Source organism: Bradyrhizobium sp. UFLA05-109 (assembly GCF_054185165.1).
This window is the reverse complement of the sequence record NZ_JBBIAR010000051.1, coordinates 57,704-73,043: the sequence shown is the minus strand read 5'-3', so window position 1 is coordinate 73,043 and position 15,340 is coordinate 57,704. Positions and strand designations below refer to the sequence as shown.

The following is a 15,340-nucleotide window of genomic DNA, read 5'->3' as shown; positions in this document are numbered from 1 at the left end:
GACGTCGAGCCGGATCGCGCCGCCATGGGCGAACAGGAGCAGCGCGCTGCCGCCAGGGGCGTTTTGGCCGTGAAACTCGATGCCGACGAGGTCCAAAACCCGCTCGGGTGCGGCGAGGTCGATATTGCGCGACTTGCAGGCCAGCACGCGGTCGAAGCGGAGCGCGGAGACCAGCCGGCGCGGCTCGGCCTCGCCGTCCAGCGTCTGCTCCCAGTCCAGCCGGTTCATGCCGACCACCAGCCGCTTCTCGCCCTGTCGCCAGATGATGTCGGAGGTCTGCACCCGCGCGTCCTGTACATGGGTTGAGATGACGGCGAGGTCGTCGGCATCGAGCGCAATCAGTTTGAGCTGGGGCGGCATCGATCTGCACCTCACATGGACGTCGCGGGGCTGCGCCTCAACGCAGCCGGACCGCGGCGGTTTCTGTAAGGCTATCCGGCCGGTGATCCGGAGGCTATCGCAATCGCCTCCCCGGTCAGCGTCGCCGAGGCATCCCACAGCATCGCCGCCGGCGCGAGAGCCATTGCCTGCGGCATGATCTTCGCCGACGAAGTCTGCGTCACCGAAGACGCGCGCGAAAAAGCCGAAAGCCTTTCAAGCGCATTTCGACGCGATCAGGGTGGATTTGAAGTGAGGCGCTCTACCCCTTGAAAAACGCCAGCAGGTCCGCGTTGATGGTTTCCGCTTCCGTGGTCGGCATGCCGTGCGGGAAGCCCTTGTACGTTTTCAGCGTGCCATTCTTCAGGAGCTTGGCCGAGAGCGGTCCGGAATCGGCGTAGGGGACGATTTGGTCGTCGTCGCCGTGCATGACGAGGACGGGCACGTTGATCTTCTTCAGGTCCTCGGTGAAGTCGGTCTGCGAGAAGGCGACGACGCCGTCGTAATGCGCTTTCGCGCCGCCCATCATGCCCTGACGCCACCAGTTCTGGATCACCGCTTCCGACGGCTTTGCGCCGGGACGGTTGTAACCATAGAACGGGCCGGCCGGCAGATCACGATAGAATTGCGAGCGGTTGGCCGCGAGTTGCGCCTGCAGTCCGTCAAACACCTCCTTGGGCAGGCCGCCGGGATTGGCCGGCGTCTGTACCATCAAGGGCGGCACCGCCGCGATGATCGCGGCCTTCGCCACCCGGCTCTCGCCATGGCGGGCAATGTAGTGCACGACCTCACCGCCGCCGGTGGAATGGCCGACGTGAATGGCGTTCTTCAGATCGAGATGCGCGGTGAGTGCAGCGAGATCATCGGCATAGTGATCCATGTCGTGGCCGTCAGCGACCTGGCTGGAGCGGCCGTGGCCGCGGCGGTCATGGGCGATGACGCGGTAGCCGTGGTTGAGGAAGAACAGCATCTGGGCGTCCCAGTCGTCCGACGACAGCGGCCAGCCATGGCTGAACACGATCGGCTGCCCCTTGCCCCAATCCTTGTAGAAGATCTCGACGCTGTCCGTGGTGGTGATGGTGGGCATGATTGCTCCCTTCTTGCTCTTGAGCCGTTCCGGGCGCGCTTAAGCGCGAACTCGGAATTCGGGTGTTGCTGAACGAGATTCCGGGTTCGAAGCACCGCTTCGCCCCGGAATGACGAAAACAATCAAGCAAATGCCATCGGCCTGAAGCGGCGCCAGGCCCCAATGATCACCAGCACGAAGAACACCAGCACGATGCCTTGCACGACCGCGAACACCGGGCCGGACGGCGGAGCCGGCGGCACGGCCGGCGCCAGCGCCGCCAGTGCGGGCACCTTGAGGAACGACTGGATGATCAGCACGAACACGTTGAGATAGAGCGACGTCATCGCCGTGACCACATAGATCGGGCGCCAGACGCCGGAAAGCTTCACGCCGTAAAGCGCGATGCAGGCAATCGCGAGCAGCACCAGCGAGAGGATGCCGATCATATGCGACGGCAACAGCTCCTTGAACGGAAACAGGAACCCGGTGACACTGGTCAGAATCGTGAACAGCAGGAAGATCGCGGTGAGGCCCGGCATCCGCTTCGAGCCGAGCAGTCCGAACATCACGACGATGCCGGAAGCGATCGCGACCAGACTGATGATGACATGGAGCATCGTGAAGGCAGGCAGGCTCAACCCAAGGACCATGGCTACTCTCCCCACTTAGATCAGGAGAATGGTATTACGGCCCTCATCGGATTGCCACACACGATGTTGCTACGCGCACGCGCCAAGCCATGCACTCGCCGTTCGACACGGCAAATGCATGCATGGGTTTGCACGAGTGTCATACTGGCGGCGTCAGACGCTCGGTCTTGCTTCAAATGAGAAGTATCGGTCGCCGGCGCCGAAATCGAAGCTTACACCTCGCGCGTTTCGAAGATCTGCATCTCGACGCCGCCGGTTGCGAATACCCCAACGTCGGCCGCCGCCGCCTTGCCTTCAGGCGTACCAAACGCCTTCTGGATATCGCCGACGCTGTCGAAGGTCAGGATCGCGACCAGGTGGAATTGCGACGGACCGGCGGGTGTCCCGACCGGCCCCTTGCTCACCGCATACTTCTTCAGGCCAGGAAGCTTCTTCGCCAGCGGAATATGAATCTCGGCATAATGCTTGTCGAAAGCCGCAGCATCCTTGGGCGTCTTGTAGAGCACGACGAGTTCAGCCATTTAGTCCTCCCATTATGTTGTCTCACTATTAAACCCTCCTGGTGAGAAGGCGCGCAAGCTCCTCAGGATGAGGGGATGGACCATAAGACAGATCAAAGCGCCGGTTTCGCGGCGTCGCCGAGGAAGCCGTGCAGGGAAGCCACGACCTGCGCGCCTTCGCCGATGGCGCCGCCGACACGCTTGACAGAGCCGGAGCGCACATCACCGACGGCATAGACGCCGGGCACAGAGGTTTCGAGCGGCGCAACGAGCCGGCCCTGATTCAGTTCGGACTGCGCGCCAGTGACGACGAAGCCACCGCGATCGAGCGTTACACCGCAGCCGTCGAGCCACCCGGTCGCGGGATCGGCACCGACGAACAGGAAAAGATTGCGAATTTCGGCGGCGTCCTCGTCGGTCGACAGCCGGCTCTTCCAGCGGATGCGCCGCAGTAGCGAGGCCTCGTCACCCTCGAGCGCCGTGATCTCGGTGTTGAAAATCAATTCGATGTTCGGCGTCGCTTCGATGCGCTCGATGAGATAGCGCGACATGCTGGCCCCCAACCCACCGCCGCGGATGATCATCAGTACTCGCTTCGCATGGCCCGACAGGAACACGGCGGCCTGCCCCGCTGAATTGCCGGCGCCGACCAGGGCGACCTCCTCGCCGGAACAAAGCCGCGCCTCGACCGGCGAGGCCCAATACCAGACGCCGCGGCCCTCGAACTTTTCCAGATTCTCGATTTCCGGCCGGCGATAACGCGCGCCACTCGCGACCACCACAGCGCGCGAGCGCAAGGTGTCGCCGCAGTCGAGCGCCAGCGAAAAGGTGCCGGCACTGCGCGAGCAATCCAGCGACTTCGCCGACATCGGGATCATGATGTCGGCGCCGAATTTCTGCGCCTGGGTGAAGGCGCGGCCCGCGAGCGCCTGGCCGGAAATGCCAGTCGGAAACCCCAGATAATTCTCGATGCGCGCGCTCGCGCCGGCCTGGCCGCCGAAGGCGCGGGTGTCGAGCACGGCGACCGAGAGGCCTTCGGAGGCCGCATAGACCGCGGTTGCAAGTCCGGCCGGTCCGCAGCCGACGATCGCGACGTCATAGATCTTTTCGCCGCGGGGACCACCGATCATGCCGATGGCACGCGCCAGCTCGCTCTCGGTCGGATTGCGCAGCACGATGCCGTCAGCGGTGACGACGAGCGGCCAGTCCTCGGGCTTGGGCGAATAGCGGGCGATCAGCTCGGCCGCATCGTGCTCGCTATCAGGGTCGAGCAGGTGATGCGGCTGGCCGTTGCGGGTGAGAAAACCCTGCAAGCGCACCACACCGGCCGAATGCGACGGGCCGATCAGCACGGGGCCACCGACGCCGCCCTGGATCAGGCTGACCCGGCGCAGGATCAGCGCGCGCATGATGCGCTCACCAAGATTGGCTTCTGCGACCAGCAGGGCGCGCAGCCGATCCGGCGCGATCAGGAGCGTCTCGACATCGCCCTCGGCATGGCCATCGACCAGCGCCGGCCGCCCGGAGAGCTGGCCGAGTTCGGCGAGAAACTGGCCGGGTCCTTGATCGATCACCGGCGTGACGTGACCAAGCCCGTCGCGCTGGGTGATGGCGACATGGCCCGACAGCACGACGAACATGCCCGGCCCGCGCTTGCCGGTCTCGAACAGCAGTTCGCCGCTCTTGTAATGTCTGATCTCACCGAATTGGCGCAGGCGCTCGATCTCGGCCGGGGTCAGCGTCGGAAAGGTCTGCTCGGGGCGGGAGAACTGCGAGATCAGCGTGTCCCTGTCGGTTCGTTCCGGTCCGTCCTGCGCCATCACCGCTCTCACTCAATCCAAGAAAAATCCAGCTGCCGGCCTTACCGGATCTCCTCATCCGGGGTTGGTTCGTCCTCCCGCGAGGGACCGGCCGGCGCGGCGCGCTCGCGCGCCTGCGCCTTGCGCCGCTTCAGGTTCTCGCGCAGCGCCGATTTCAGCCGATCCTGCCGGGTGTCCCCCGCTCGCGTCTTGTCGTTGTCTTCGGTCATTACGGGCCCATCATCATGGTCGACGGTAGAATGCCATCGCACGAGGACAGCTCAAGGGGCAGTGCCGACGGAAGCAACGAAGCCGCCAGAATTTGGTCGAATTCAGGGTTGCGGCCAACTGGCCAGTTGGCTGGGGATTTCTTCCGGAACCAAATCGCCCCAAACCGGGTCATTTCGGGTCGAATTGGACGCTTTGGCTGCGCGATCGGGCCGATTTATCGATTTCGCGGGGCATGCGCGCTTGCACAGAAGGGGGGCTTGTGGCAGACATCGCCCCGCTTGGCCGGCCCATGTCGCGGCCGATTCTTTGCCAGCATCTGCTGCCGTAGCTCAGTGGTAGAGCACTCCCTTGGTAAGGGAGAGGTCGACAGTTCAATCCTGTCCGGCAGCACCAGTCTTCCCCATTCGCCGACCATGTCTCGTCCTGCACCTCACGGATGCCATCTTGATCAAACGTTCCCTGCCCTATGAAGGACTGCTCCACGAGATCGTCGAGCATAATGGCGTGCTCTATCTCGGCGGCGTCGTTCCGGAGGATGCCGGGCTCGACATGTCGGGCCAGGCCGACGACGTGTTTCGCCAGTTGAAAACCTTGCTTGAAGGGGCGGGCTCCGATCTCTCCTGCGTTCTGCAGGTGACGATCTACGTGACCGATCTCGCCGACAAGACGGCGCTCAACCAGGTGTGGAAGCGCTATTTCACCGCGGAACATCTGCCGGCGCGTGCCGCGGTCGGCGTCGCGGATCTCGGCCCGGGCGTCAAGCTGGAGCTGACGGCGATCGCCGCCCGCCGCTAGGCCGTACCAGTCGGCGAGCCCATCCCACGATGGTCTCCGGCAGATGCGAGACCGGCGCCGGACTCGCTCCCAACCAAAATGTCGAAAACAACCCCATGCAAAGTAGCACGGGCGTCAGCCGTTCTCATCGATGGCGACGATCGTCTCATCGCGCGGCAAGGCGCACACGACGCGCGTGGAGTTCGGCAAAGTAATCGTCAACCACAAGGTCTCGTCGTCGTGCGCTCCGATCGCGACGAGGGCTTCGAGGTAGGCCGCTTCGTAGTCGTCCGCGACGGAAAAGCCGGCACGCTTCAGCGCACCGCGTTCCTGTTCGTCAAACTTCACAATGGTCGTCTTGGTTTTAAGAAGCCCCGCCGCCCGCCGTTCTATCCGCCTTGTGCGCCGAAGCCTCGTTAATTTGCGGAAAGAAAAAGCGGCACGCTATCGACGGCACGACCGCGATTCAACTGATGCGAACCATCTCTGCTCTTCATCGGTAATTGAGAACCACTTGGCTTGATCGCGCACATGGCAGACATTCGCGAACAAAAGATCGCTTCTCAGCTTTCATAGATTTAATTAGCCTTCGACAATCCAGAATCGATAGATCACATCCAAGGAGACTTGCAAGGAGACCTTGGCCGGGCGTGAAGGCGCTGTACGGACAAACAAGAATAACAGGCAAGCACAGCTACTTTTCGTCCCAGGAGAAACATGCGCGGCATCATCCATGTCGTGGATGACGACGCGTCATTCCGAACAGCTATCCAGCGACTTTTAGAGAACACGGGCTACCGCGTCGTCAGTTATGCATCGGCTCAGCAGTTGCTGGATCAGCCGCCAGACCCAGATGCCGGTGGCTGCATTCTTCTGGACGTCCGGATGCCTGACTTGAGCGGTCCTGAGCTTCAAGGCCGTTTGACCGAGCTCGGCTCGACGCTGCCCATTGTGTTTCTGACCGGCTACCCGGACATCGGCCTCACGGTGAAGGCGATCAAGGCGGGAGCCGACAACTTCCTCACCAAGCCAGTCAGCTCCATAGAGCTACTGAGCGCAATCGAAGCGGCAATGGCGCGCCACGAGACGGAACGCGCGCGAAACGGTGAACTGGAGGCGCTTCGGGCTCGGCTGTCGACGCTGAGTCCGCGTCAGCGGCAGGTCTTCGAGATCATTGTACAGGGCAAAAGAAACAAGCATGCGGCGCGCGAACTTGGCTGCGCGGAGCGAACGATCAAAGCGCACCGCCAGGCGATCATGGAGAAATTGAACGTTCAATCGGTGGCTCAACTCGTCACGATTGCCCAGCGGCTCGGTATCTCCAGCCCGGGGAACGATGGATCACGGGCGAGCAAGTAAGCAAGCTCGGCGGGCGGCGCATGACGCCGCCCGCACGCTAGGCAAGATGTTAGCTTTCCTCAGCCCAGCACGCCGTATTTCCTGAACCAGGCCTGCGCCTGGGCCCAGGCATCTTCCGCAGCCTCCTTGCGATAGCTGCCGCGGTAGTCGGCGTGGAAGCCGTGCGGTGCGTCCTTGTAGATCTTGAACTCGGCCGTCTTCTTGTTCTGCGCGAGCGCAGCCTTCATCTGCTCCACCTGGGCGACCGTAATGCCGGTATCGGCTTCGCCATAGAGGCCGAGCACGGGCGCCTTCATCTCGGGTGCAAGCTGAAGCGGACTCTTCGGCCATACCGGATTGGCAGGATCGACGAGCGAGCCGTAGAAGGCAACGGCGGCCTTCAGCGCATCGCTATGGGCGGCGTATTCCCAGACGTAGCGCCCGCCGCGGCAGAATCCGATCATGCCGAGCCTGTTGGTATCGCCGCCCTGCGAGGCGGCCCAGGCAACCGTGGCGTCGAGATCGGCGAAAAGCTCGGCATCCGCCTTTGCGTTGACGATGGGCAGGAGCTCCTTCATGTCGGTGATCTCGGTCAGGTCCCGGCCCTTGTTGAAGTAATAATTGGGCGCGATCGCCAGTGCGCCGAGCTTGGCGAGGCGCCGCGTCACGTCCTTGATGTATTCGTGGAGGCCAAAAATCTCCATCGCCACCAGGACCACCGGCGGACGGCTGGCGCCGGCCGGTCGTGCATAGTAGCCGGGCATTTCACCCTCGCCGACCTTGATCTGGGCGTCTCCGGCCTGAAGGCCCGTCGTGTCGGTGGTGATGACTTCGGCGCGGACAGGTCCCGCGGCAAGCGTATAACCCGCGGCAACCGCGGCGGTCGCGCTCATGAAGGCGCGGCGCGAGACCGGAGCGGGCTTCGTCAACCCAATTACGTCGGCAGTCATAGTGGTTTCGGCAGTCATTCGGCTTGTCCCTTGTCTGAAGTTCGAGCGCGAGGGATTTCATCGGTAATTTGAGACCGAAACGCAAGTCACCAGCCTGCGAGGACTCGCGGGCGTGACGTTAGCCTCTGCTGGTTGCGAGCGCTGAATCGGCGTCCTAAACTCGATGCGTGGGCCGGTCGCACAGCGCCGACCCGTCAAAGCCCGGTCGGGGGATCCTGAATGGACGTGATCCGCACTCGCGCGTTCGAATTCGTCGAGACGGTCGGGAGGCTTCCCGACGCGGCTAGCATTCTCGACGCGATGGGCCGCGCGCTCGGTCAGCACGGCTTCGACTATTTCTGCTGCGCCTACGTCGCCCCGCTGACGACAGAGCCTGCGCGCAACGCCGTGCTCGCGGAACGGCTGCCGGCCGGCTTCCTGGATATGTATTCCGAAGCGCAATATGTGTGGGACGATCCGGCGCTGCGCTATTGCAAGGCGACGGTCCGGCCGTTCCGCTGGTTCAGGGAAGCACCTTTTGATCCGGAGCGGGAGCCGCGCGCAGCCGAGCTGGTGCGGCGCGCCCGCGACTTCGGAATGGTCGACGGCTTCATGATCCCGGTCGCCTCGCCCGCGGGCCGGATGGGGCAGGTCTATTTCGGCGGCGCCGCGATCAATCTGCCGGAACGCGAACTGCCCGCGCTCCATCTCATGGCACTCTATGCGTTCGACCGGGCGCTGCGGCTGCGGGGCCTGCCGGATGCGCCGCGGCTCGTACTGTCATTGCGTGAGCGCGAGGTGCTGACGCAGGCGGCGCTTGGCCGATCCTCCGATGAGATCGCCGACGCGCTGAACATCACGGGACGTACGGTGAAGGCCCACATCAAGAGCTGCTGCGAAAAGCTCGGCGCGGCGACCCGCACGCAGGCCGTGATGATCGCCATGCGCGACCGCATCATCTCGCCGTAATCCGGCCCGGTCGACGTACAGGCTGACGCCTCGCGTCGATTTGTGGCACAACGGCCATCCCCGCCGACCGACCAACGAGGCCAAACCAACGAGGCCAAGCATGCCCGCACCCAAGCCGCCTGCCTTCGAAACCCTGAGCCTGCATGCGGGCCAGCATCCGGATCCCGCGACCGGGGCCCGTGCGGTGCCGATCTATCAGACCACGTCCTATGTGTTCCAGGATACGGACCACGCAGCGGCGCTGTTCAATCTGGAGCGCGCCGGCCACATCTACACGCGGATCTCGAATCCGACCACGAGCGTGCTGGAGGAGCGGCTTGCGGCGCTGGAAGGCGGCGTCGGCGCGATCTGCACCGCCAGCGGCCAGGCGGCAATGCATCTGGCCATCGCCACACTCCTCGGTGCCGGCGACCACATCGTCGCGTCGAGCTCGCTTTATGGCGGTACCATCAATCTGCTCGCACACACGCTGCCGCGCTTCGGCATCACCACGACATTCGTGAAGCCGCGTGGCCACGATGCGTTCCAAGCCGCGATCAGGCCGAACACCAAGCTCGTGATCGGTGAGACCATCGGCAATCCGGGGCTGGAAGTCCTTGATATCCCGAAGGTCGCTGGTATCGCGCATGATGCGAAAATTCCGCTGCTGATCGACAATACCTTCGCCACGCCCTATCTCAGCCGGCCGATCGAGCTCGGCGCCGACATCGTGATGCATTCGGCGACCAAGTGGATCGGCGGCCATGGCATTGCGATCGGCGGCGCGGTCGTCGATGGCGGCCGCTTCGACTGGCGCGGGTCGGGCAAGTTCGCGGTGCTCACCGAGCCCTATGCCGGCTATCACGGCATGGTCTTCGACGAGCAGTTCGGCACCGCCGCCTTCATCATGCGCGCGCGCACCGAAGGCCTGCGCGATTTCGGCGCCTGCATGTCGCCGACCAATGCGTTCCAGCTCTTGCAGGGCGTCGAGACGCTGCCCGTTCGCATGGACCGTCACATGCAGAACACGCATCTCGTGCTGGACGCGCTGAAGTCCAACAAGGCCGTCGACTGGGTGCTGCACCCCTCGCTGGAGACCCACCCGGACCATCAGCTCGCCAAGCAGATGCTGCCGCGCGGGGCCGGCTCGATCGTCTCCTTCGGTATCAAGGGCGGCCGTGCTGCGGGGCGCAAGTTCATCGAGCAGCTGCGCATGATCAGCCATCTCGCCAATGTCGGCGACGCCAAGACGCTCGTGATCCATCCCGCGAGCACCACGCATCAGCAGATGGATGCCGAGCAGCTCAAGGCGGCCGGCATCGGAGAGGAGCTGGTGCGGCTGTCGGTCGGCATCGAGACATCCTCCGACATCATCGACGATCTCGCCCAAGCGCTGCGCATCTCGCAAAAGGTCTGAAAGCCAAAAGGTCTGAAGCCATGAAGCTCTCCGTCAACGGCGCCGAGGTGTTTGTCGCAACCGGCGGCCGCGAATTCGACAAGTCCCTGCCGGCCGTCGTGTTCATCCACGGCGCGGGTTTTGATCACTCGACCTGGGCGTTGCATACGCGCTGGTTTGCTCATCACGGCCATTCCGTGCTGGCCCCCGACCTGCCCGGCCATGGCCGCTCGACCGGGCCGTCCCTGTCCAGCATCGCTGACATGGCCGACTGGACCGCGGCCCTGCTCGGCGCGGCCGGCGTCGCGAAGGCGCACCTGATCGGCCACTCGATGGGATCTTTGATCTCGCTGGAGACCGCGGCGCGCCACCCTGACAGGGTCTCGGCGCTGAGCCTGATCGGCACGGCCGCAACCATGACGGTCGGGCCTGATCTGTTGAAGGCCGCAGAGGCGAACGACCAGGACGCGATCGACATGGTTTCGATCTGGGGCCTCGGGTTCAAAGGCGAGCTCGGCGGCAGCCTCGCGCCGGGTCTATGGATGCATGGTGGAGCGCAGGCCGTGCTGAAACACTGCGAGCCGGGCGTGCTGTTCAAGGATTTGTCAGCTTGCAATTCCTATACGAATGCGCTCGCGGCTGCCGGTACCGTGAAGGTGCCGACCACGCTCATCCTCGGCGAACGGGACATGATGACGCCGGCTAAAGCCGGCAAGGCGCTGGCCGCCGCAATGGCGCACGCGAAGACGGTCGTAGTGCCGGGCGCAGGTCACATGATCATGGCGGAGCGCCCCGACGAGCTGCTCGCGGCGTTGCGGGGTTAAAGAGGATCAATCTGCCATTCTGCGCGTTGCGGTCAGGACTCCCTCGTCAATCCCGAAGGGAACTTGAGCCATGCCAAGACAAGAGATCATTCGCAAAGCCAGAGAGGACAAGCGCGAAGGCAAATCGCCGAGCACGCAGGCCGGCGAATTCGTGAAGGACGAGATCGATAAAATCCGCAAGGGCAAGCACGGCGCGCGCTCGACGCGCCAGGCCATCGCGATCGGTCTTTCCGAGGCACGCCGCGCCGGCGTCGACCTGCCGCCACCCCGCAAGGGGCGCACCAAGAAGGCGACGCGCCGCAGCGCCAAATATGCCTATGAGGCCGGCCAGGGCAAACGGCATCCGAAGCGTCGCCCGCGCGTCTCCCGTGCCGTGGAGAATGTACTGAAGAAGGAGCCGCGCTCGACCGCCTCACGCCGCTCGCTCTCGAAGCAAGTCAAGCGCGCCGCGAGCCGGCGCAGCGCAGCGTCGCGTTCGGCAGCCGCGCGCAAGGCGAGCCGCACCAAGGGCGCGAAGGTCCGATCCGCCGCAGCAAAGAAGGCGGCGCGTACCCGCAAGCGCCGGCAGAGCTGATCCCTTTCCAACGTCGCCCGGACAAGCGACGACAGTGGATGCGTGGGTCAGATGGCCAGCAGCGACTGGTTCAGGAGGTGGCGCCGTTCGGAGAAGACGGCGCGTGCGGCGCGCTCGGCGTCGCGGGCCGAACGGAACTGGCGGCCTTCGAGGCTGTCGAACAGCCGCTCGGAGGAGAAGAAACGAAAGCCGCGCTCGTCGCGCGCGATGATGCCGGCGGTGCGGTCGTTGACTTCAATGATGTAGGCTTGGGTCATGGCTGCTCGTTCGCCGAGGATGTCGGCGTTCCTGTCTTTGAATTTTGCGATGAGGGCGTGCTACAGTTAGCAGCAACAACAGGGGCCGGTCGCCGCAGAGAAACAGCGACGCGTCATGCCCTTGCGCATGTCGCTCTGAACTCGCTGATTAGTCATTCTCATTCTGCGGCTTTCGGCATCACGAAGCAGTTTCGATGCTCCGAATATCGGGTGATTGACGCGACCGGTCAATGAAAATGGCTATCCATATTTGGCGCGGAGGCGCGTGTGGGCTTCTCTCGATGCACCATCTCGCGAAATGAGATGATCTCGCAGTGACATCATCTCGCTCCGCGTGCGGTAGGCGAGGCGCACGCGGGGCTCCACAAGAGGTCGTCATGCCCGGGCATAGCCGTCCGAAGGACGGCGTCGCTTCCGCGCGCCTATGTCCCGGGCATCCACGTTCTTCCTGCCGCGTGGCAAGGCGTGGATGGCCGGGACAAGCCCGGCCATGACGATGGGGAGATCTAAGCGCCCCAAACATTTGCATGATCGCCCTGCCGCTTGCAGGGACCGGGGAAGGAAGCGGCCGAGGGGAATCATCACCACATCGTCGCGGCCGCGCGGGCGGGCCAGGCGCGGTCGTACTCTTCGCCGCCGACCTTGTTCTCGCTCATCTCGGCGAGGATCTGACCGGGCGTCGGCAAGCTCCTGGGATCGACGCGCTTGTCGGGATTCCAGAGATCGGAACGGACGATGGCACGAGCGCACTGGAAATAGAGCTCGTCGATGGTCATCACCATCACGCTGCGCGGCGCCTTGCCATCGACCTTGAAGGAGGCGAGCAGCTCCGGATCGACGGAGATGTGCGCCTGCCCGTTGACGCGGATCGCGTTGCCGGAGCCGGGGATCAGGAACATCAGGGAGACGCGCGGATCGCGAACGATGTTGCGCAAGGAATCGATGCGGTTGTTGCCGCGGCGGTCCGGCAGCATCAGCGTCTTCGGATCATGAATGCGCACGAAGCCCGGCAGATCGCCGCGCGGCGAACAGTCGATTCCCTCCGGGCCAATGGTAGCCAATGCGGCAAAGGGAGATGTTTCGATGAAGACGCGGTAGAGCGGCGTGACGTGATCGGCGACCTTTACGGTCGAGGCGTCGGTGGTGACGCCATAGATCGCTTCGAGCTGCTCGACCGTCGTAATCACCGTCATTCCACCTGCTCCTTTGCTACTCGCGCCAGCATTCGTTGCGGATCACGCGGACGAGCTGGCGGCTGTGATAATCGGGGCTGCCGGCATTGACGATCGTGACGTCGGCGTGCGCCGAAGCCTCGTCGACATGCCGCTTGAGCCGCTCCGTGATGTTGCCGTCGCTGTGTCGCGCCCGCGCGGCGAGACGCTGGGCAAGGACGTTCGGCGGCGCCGTGATCGCCACCACCACGACGTTGCCGTAGGCCTGGCGCAGTGCGCCGATCACCGTGCGCGAGATGTTGACGACGACGGTGCGGCCGGCGCGGATATCGTCGTTGATGTCGACTGGCAGCGCGTATGAGAGGCCATGAGCCTCCCAATGCGCGGCGAAATCGCCGTGGTCCAGCCCGCGGCGGAATTCGTCCGGAGTCACGGACACATTGTCCTCGGCAGCGGACGCCTCGCGCGTCACGATCCGGCGCGGAAAGACCACATCGTGATCCTCAGTGAGCGCGGCTTTGGCAAGACCAAGCAGCGTATCCTTGCCGGCGCCGCTGGGACCAACGACCAGGACCAGGCGTCCGGGCCCGATCGCCGCGGTCTCTGGCGCAATCGACAGGCTCTCGCTCATGCGACACGTCCTCCTTCCCGCCAGACGCTGCGAACGACGGGAACGCTGCCTGCGACATGGACGCGGATCAGATCGGCGCGCTTGCCCACCGCGATCTCGCCACGATCCGAGAGCCCGACCGCCTCGGCCGGCGCCTTCGTCACCGTGCGTATCGCGGCCGGGAGGTTGATCGCCGGCACCTGCTGCGGCAATTGCAGCGCAGCCATCAAGAGGCTCGACGGAATGTAGTCGGACGACAAAATGTCCAGGAGCCCCTCGCGCGCGAGATCGACGGCGGCGATGTTGCCCGAATGCGAGCCGCCGCGCACCACGTTCGGCGCGCCCATCAAGATGTCGATGCCGGCTGCGTGCAGGCCGCGCGCAGCTTCCACCGTGGTCGGAAACTCCGCGACCGCGACGCCGTCACGGATCGCATCCGTGACATTCTCCTCGGTGGTGTCGTCATGGCTCGCCAGCGGAATCTTGTAGTCCTTCGCCAGCGCCACGATCTCGCGCATGTTGGTCGCCGCATAGGTCTGCTGGTAGGTGAAGCGCCTGGCAAAGAGCTCATCGAGTTGGGCGTCGGTCATGCCACCGCCCTTGCCGCGATAGTAGTCGCGCAGCTTGACCTCATCGCGGAACTGGCGCTGGCCGGGCGTGTGGTCCATCAGCGACATCAGCCGCACGTCGGGGCGGTCGATCAGCTCCTTGGCCTCCTCGACCACGCTCGGCATCGGGACTTCGCAGCGCAGATGCAGGAAGTGATCGGCGCGCAGGAGGTTGTTCTGGCGCGCCGCCGAGATCGCAGCGGCGAGGATGCCGGCACGGCCGTCGACCTCCTCAGCGCCGTCCTCGCGCCAGACCCGCAGCGAATCCAGCACCGTGGTGATGCCTGACGTCGCGAGCTGCCCGTCATAGGAGATGACGGCGGCGACGGGATCCCAGAACACTTTTGGACGAGGCACGTAGTGCGCTTCCAAATGATCGGTGTGCAGCTCGATCAGACCGGGCGTGATCAGGTCGCCGCGGGCGTCCTCGGCGCCCGCGGGCGCCCTGCCCTCGCCGATCTCGGCGATGCGCCCCTCGGCGAGGGCGATCCAGCCCTGCTCGATCACGCTATCAGCCAGTACGATCCTGGCGTTGGCGATCACGGTTTCATTCGGCTTCGCGTTCATTTCCAGGTCCTTCAGGCCGCAGCTGCAAAACTGGTGACGTCGACGATTCGATCGGCGATCAGATGGCGGATTTCGTCGTCGTGGACGATCGCGACCATGGCTGTGCCCTTGCGCTTTTTTTCGGCGATCAGTTCGACGACGACGGCTCGGTTGGCGGCGTCGAGCGAGGCGGTCGGCTCGTCGAGCAGCAGGATCGGCAGGTCCGGAATGAAGCCGCGCGCGATGTTGACGCGCTGCTGCTCGCCGCCGGAGAAGGTCGCGGGTGGCAGCTGCCAGAGACGCTCGGGGATGTTCAACCGATGCAGAAGCGCGCCCGCGCGACGTTGCGCCTCGGGCCGCGCCACGCCGCCCGCGATCAGCGGCTCGGCGACGACGTCGATGGTCGCAACGCGCGGAACCGCGCGCAGGAACTGGCTGACGTACCCGATCGTGTCGCGCCTGACGTTGAGGATCTGCCGCGGCTCGGCGCTGGCAAGATCGATCAGGCTACCTCGATGGCGGATGCCGATGCGGCCGCTGTCGCAGCGATAATTGCCGAAGATCATTTTCAGGATCGACGACTTGCCCGCGCCCGATGGACCGGACAGCACGACGCATTCGCCGGGATTGACGTGGAACGTCACGCCTCGCACGACGGGCAGCTCGACGCCACCCTGGAGGTGCATCGTAAAGGTCTTTTGCGCATCGGCGACGTCGATCATGGCGGTCATCGGGCG

General features: G+C 64.3%; 19 protein-coding genes and 1 tRNA gene. 7 read left to right on the top strand and 13 right to left on the bottom strand.

What is annotated here, in order from left to right:
- From Q3C01_RS31195 to Q3C01_RS31170, 6 genes are all read right to left on the bottom strand, one after another.
- A partial coding sequence (locus tag Q3C01_RS31195) for a DUF2948 family protein (RefSeq protein WP_458149123.1) occupies positions 1-360 on the bottom strand: 360 nt, incomplete at its 3' end.
- Between the two features lie 280 nt (positions 361-640).
- On the bottom strand, positions 641-1,465 hold the full coding sequence (locus tag Q3C01_RS31190) for an alpha/beta fold hydrolase (RefSeq protein ID WP_458149122.1): 825 nt from the start codon (positions 1,463-1,465) through the stop codon (positions 641-643).
- A 122-nt stretch (positions 1,466-1,587) separates the two neighbouring features.
- Positions 1,588-2,097 (bottom strand): hypothetical protein, encoded by a 510-nt coding sequence (locus Q3C01_RS31185; protein ID WP_458149121.1) that lies wholly within the window; start codon positions 2,095-2,097, stop codon positions 1,588-1,590.
- Positions 2,098-2,309: 212 nt separating this feature from the next.
- Positions 2,310-2,618, bottom strand: coding sequence for an EthD family reductase (locus Q3C01_RS31180; protein WP_449378146.1), 309 nt, complete (start codon positions 2,616-2,618; stop codon positions 2,310-2,312).
- Positions 2,619-2,710: 92 nt separating this feature from the next.
- A complete protein-coding gene (locus Q3C01_RS31175) occupies positions 2,711-4,417 on the bottom strand; it encodes an FAD-dependent oxidoreductase (RefSeq protein ID WP_458149120.1) in 1,707 nt (568 codons plus the stop codon).
- Between the two features lie 41 nt (positions 4,418-4,458).
- A complete protein-coding gene (locus tag Q3C01_RS31170) occupies positions 4,459-4,626 on the bottom strand; it encodes a hypothetical protein (protein ID WP_458149119.1) in 168 nt (55 codons plus the stop codon).
- A gap of 319 nt (positions 4,627-4,945) precedes the next feature.
- On the opposite strand from Q3C01_RS31170, the gene Q3C01_RS31165 reads away from it, so the two are divergent.
- Positions 4,946-5,020, top strand: a tRNA-Thr gene (locus tag Q3C01_RS31165).
- Between the two features lie 51 nt (positions 5,021-5,071).
- Positions 5,072-5,422 carry a RidA family protein gene (locus Q3C01_RS31160; RefSeq protein WP_458149118.1) on the top strand — a complete coding sequence of 117 codons (351 nt, stop codon included), beginning with the start codon at positions 5,072-5,074 and terminating at the stop codon, positions 5,420-5,422.
- 114 nt (positions 5,423-5,536) lie between these two features.
- On the opposite strand, the gene Q3C01_RS31155 is transcribed toward Q3C01_RS31160, so the two are convergent.
- Positions 5,537-5,749, bottom strand: a complete 213-nt coding sequence (locus tag Q3C01_RS31155; protein WP_458149117.1) for a hypothetical protein — start codon at positions 5,747-5,749, stop codon at positions 5,537-5,539.
- Positions 5,750-6,118: 369 nt separating this feature from the next.
- Here Q3C01_RS31155 and Q3C01_RS31150 point away from each other — a divergent pair, with 369 nt between their 5' ends.
- Entirely contained in the window at positions 6,119-6,760 is a 642-nt protein-coding gene (locus Q3C01_RS31150) for a response regulator transcription factor (RefSeq protein WP_458149116.1), read from the top strand.
- A 59-nt stretch (positions 6,761-6,819) separates the two neighbouring features.
- Here Q3C01_RS31150 and Q3C01_RS31145 read toward each other — a convergent pair whose 3' ends face one another.
- The gene (locus Q3C01_RS31145) at positions 6,820-7,707 is read right to left on the bottom strand and encodes a dienelactone hydrolase family protein (protein ID WP_458149115.1); all 888 of its coding nucleotides are present in this window, start codon (positions 7,705-7,707) and stop codon (positions 6,820-6,822) included.
- A 201-nt stretch (positions 7,708-7,908) separates the two neighbouring features.
- On the opposite strand from Q3C01_RS31145, the gene Q3C01_RS31140 reads away from it, so the two are divergent.
- The 4 genes from Q3C01_RS31140 (at position 7,909) to Q3C01_RS31125 (ending at position 11,410) form a co-directional block, all read left to right on the top strand.
- Complete coding sequence (locus tag Q3C01_RS31140; RefSeq protein WP_458149114.1) at positions 7,909-8,637, top strand: helix-turn-helix transcriptional regulator; 729 nt, start codon at positions 7,909-7,911, stop codon at positions 8,635-8,637.
- Positions 8,638-8,737: 100 nt separating this feature from the next.
- On the top strand, positions 8,738-10,033 hold the full coding sequence (locus tag Q3C01_RS31135; protein ID WP_458149113.1) for an O-acetylhomoserine aminocarboxypropyltransferase: 1,296 nt from the start codon (positions 8,738-8,740) through the stop codon (positions 10,031-10,033).
- Positions 10,034-10,053: 20 nt separating this feature from the next.
- Positions 10,054-10,836, top strand: a complete 783-nt coding sequence (locus tag Q3C01_RS31130) for an alpha/beta fold hydrolase (RefSeq protein WP_458149112.1) — start codon at positions 10,054-10,056, stop codon at positions 10,834-10,836.
- 70 nt (positions 10,837-10,906) lie between these two features.
- Positions 10,907-11,410: a DUF6496 domain-containing protein gene (locus Q3C01_RS31125; RefSeq protein WP_458149111.1), complete on the top strand. Its 504-nt coding sequence runs from the start codon at positions 10,907-10,909 to the stop codon at positions 11,408-11,410.
- Between the two features lie 47 nt (positions 11,411-11,457).
- On the opposite strand, the gene Q3C01_RS31120 is transcribed toward Q3C01_RS31125, so the two are convergent.
- From Q3C01_RS31120 to phnL, 5 genes are all read right to left on the bottom strand, one after another.
- Positions 11,458-11,667 (bottom strand): hypothetical protein, encoded by a 210-nt coding sequence (locus Q3C01_RS31120; protein ID WP_458149110.1) that lies wholly within the window; start codon positions 11,665-11,667, stop codon positions 11,458-11,460.
- Positions 11,668-12,248: 581 nt separating this feature from the next.
- Complete coding sequence (locus Q3C01_RS31115) at positions 12,249-12,860, bottom strand: pyridoxamine 5'-phosphate oxidase family protein (RefSeq protein WP_458149109.1); 612 nt, start codon at positions 12,858-12,860, stop codon at positions 12,249-12,251.
- 16 nt (positions 12,861-12,876) lie between these two features.
- Complete coding sequence (gene phnN, locus Q3C01_RS31110) at positions 12,877-13,470, bottom strand: phosphonate metabolism protein/1,5-bisphosphokinase (PRPP-forming) PhnN (RefSeq protein ID WP_458149108.1); 594 nt, start codon at positions 13,468-13,470, stop codon at positions 12,877-12,879.
- Positions 13,467-14,624: an alpha-D-ribose 1-methylphosphonate 5-triphosphate diphosphatase gene (locus Q3C01_RS31105; RefSeq protein ID WP_458149107.1), complete on the bottom strand. Its 1,158-nt coding sequence runs from the start codon at positions 14,622-14,624 to the stop codon at positions 13,467-13,469. The genes phnN and Q3C01_RS31105 overlap by 4 nt, the downstream gene beginning before the upstream one ends.
- An 11-nt stretch (positions 14,625-14,635) precedes the next feature.
- Positions 14,636-15,334, bottom strand: coding sequence for a phosphonate C-P lyase system protein PhnL (phnL, locus tag Q3C01_RS31100; RefSeq protein WP_458149106.1), 699 nt, complete (start codon positions 15,332-15,334; stop codon positions 14,636-14,638).
- Positions 15,335-15,340 lie beyond the last annotated feature (6 nt).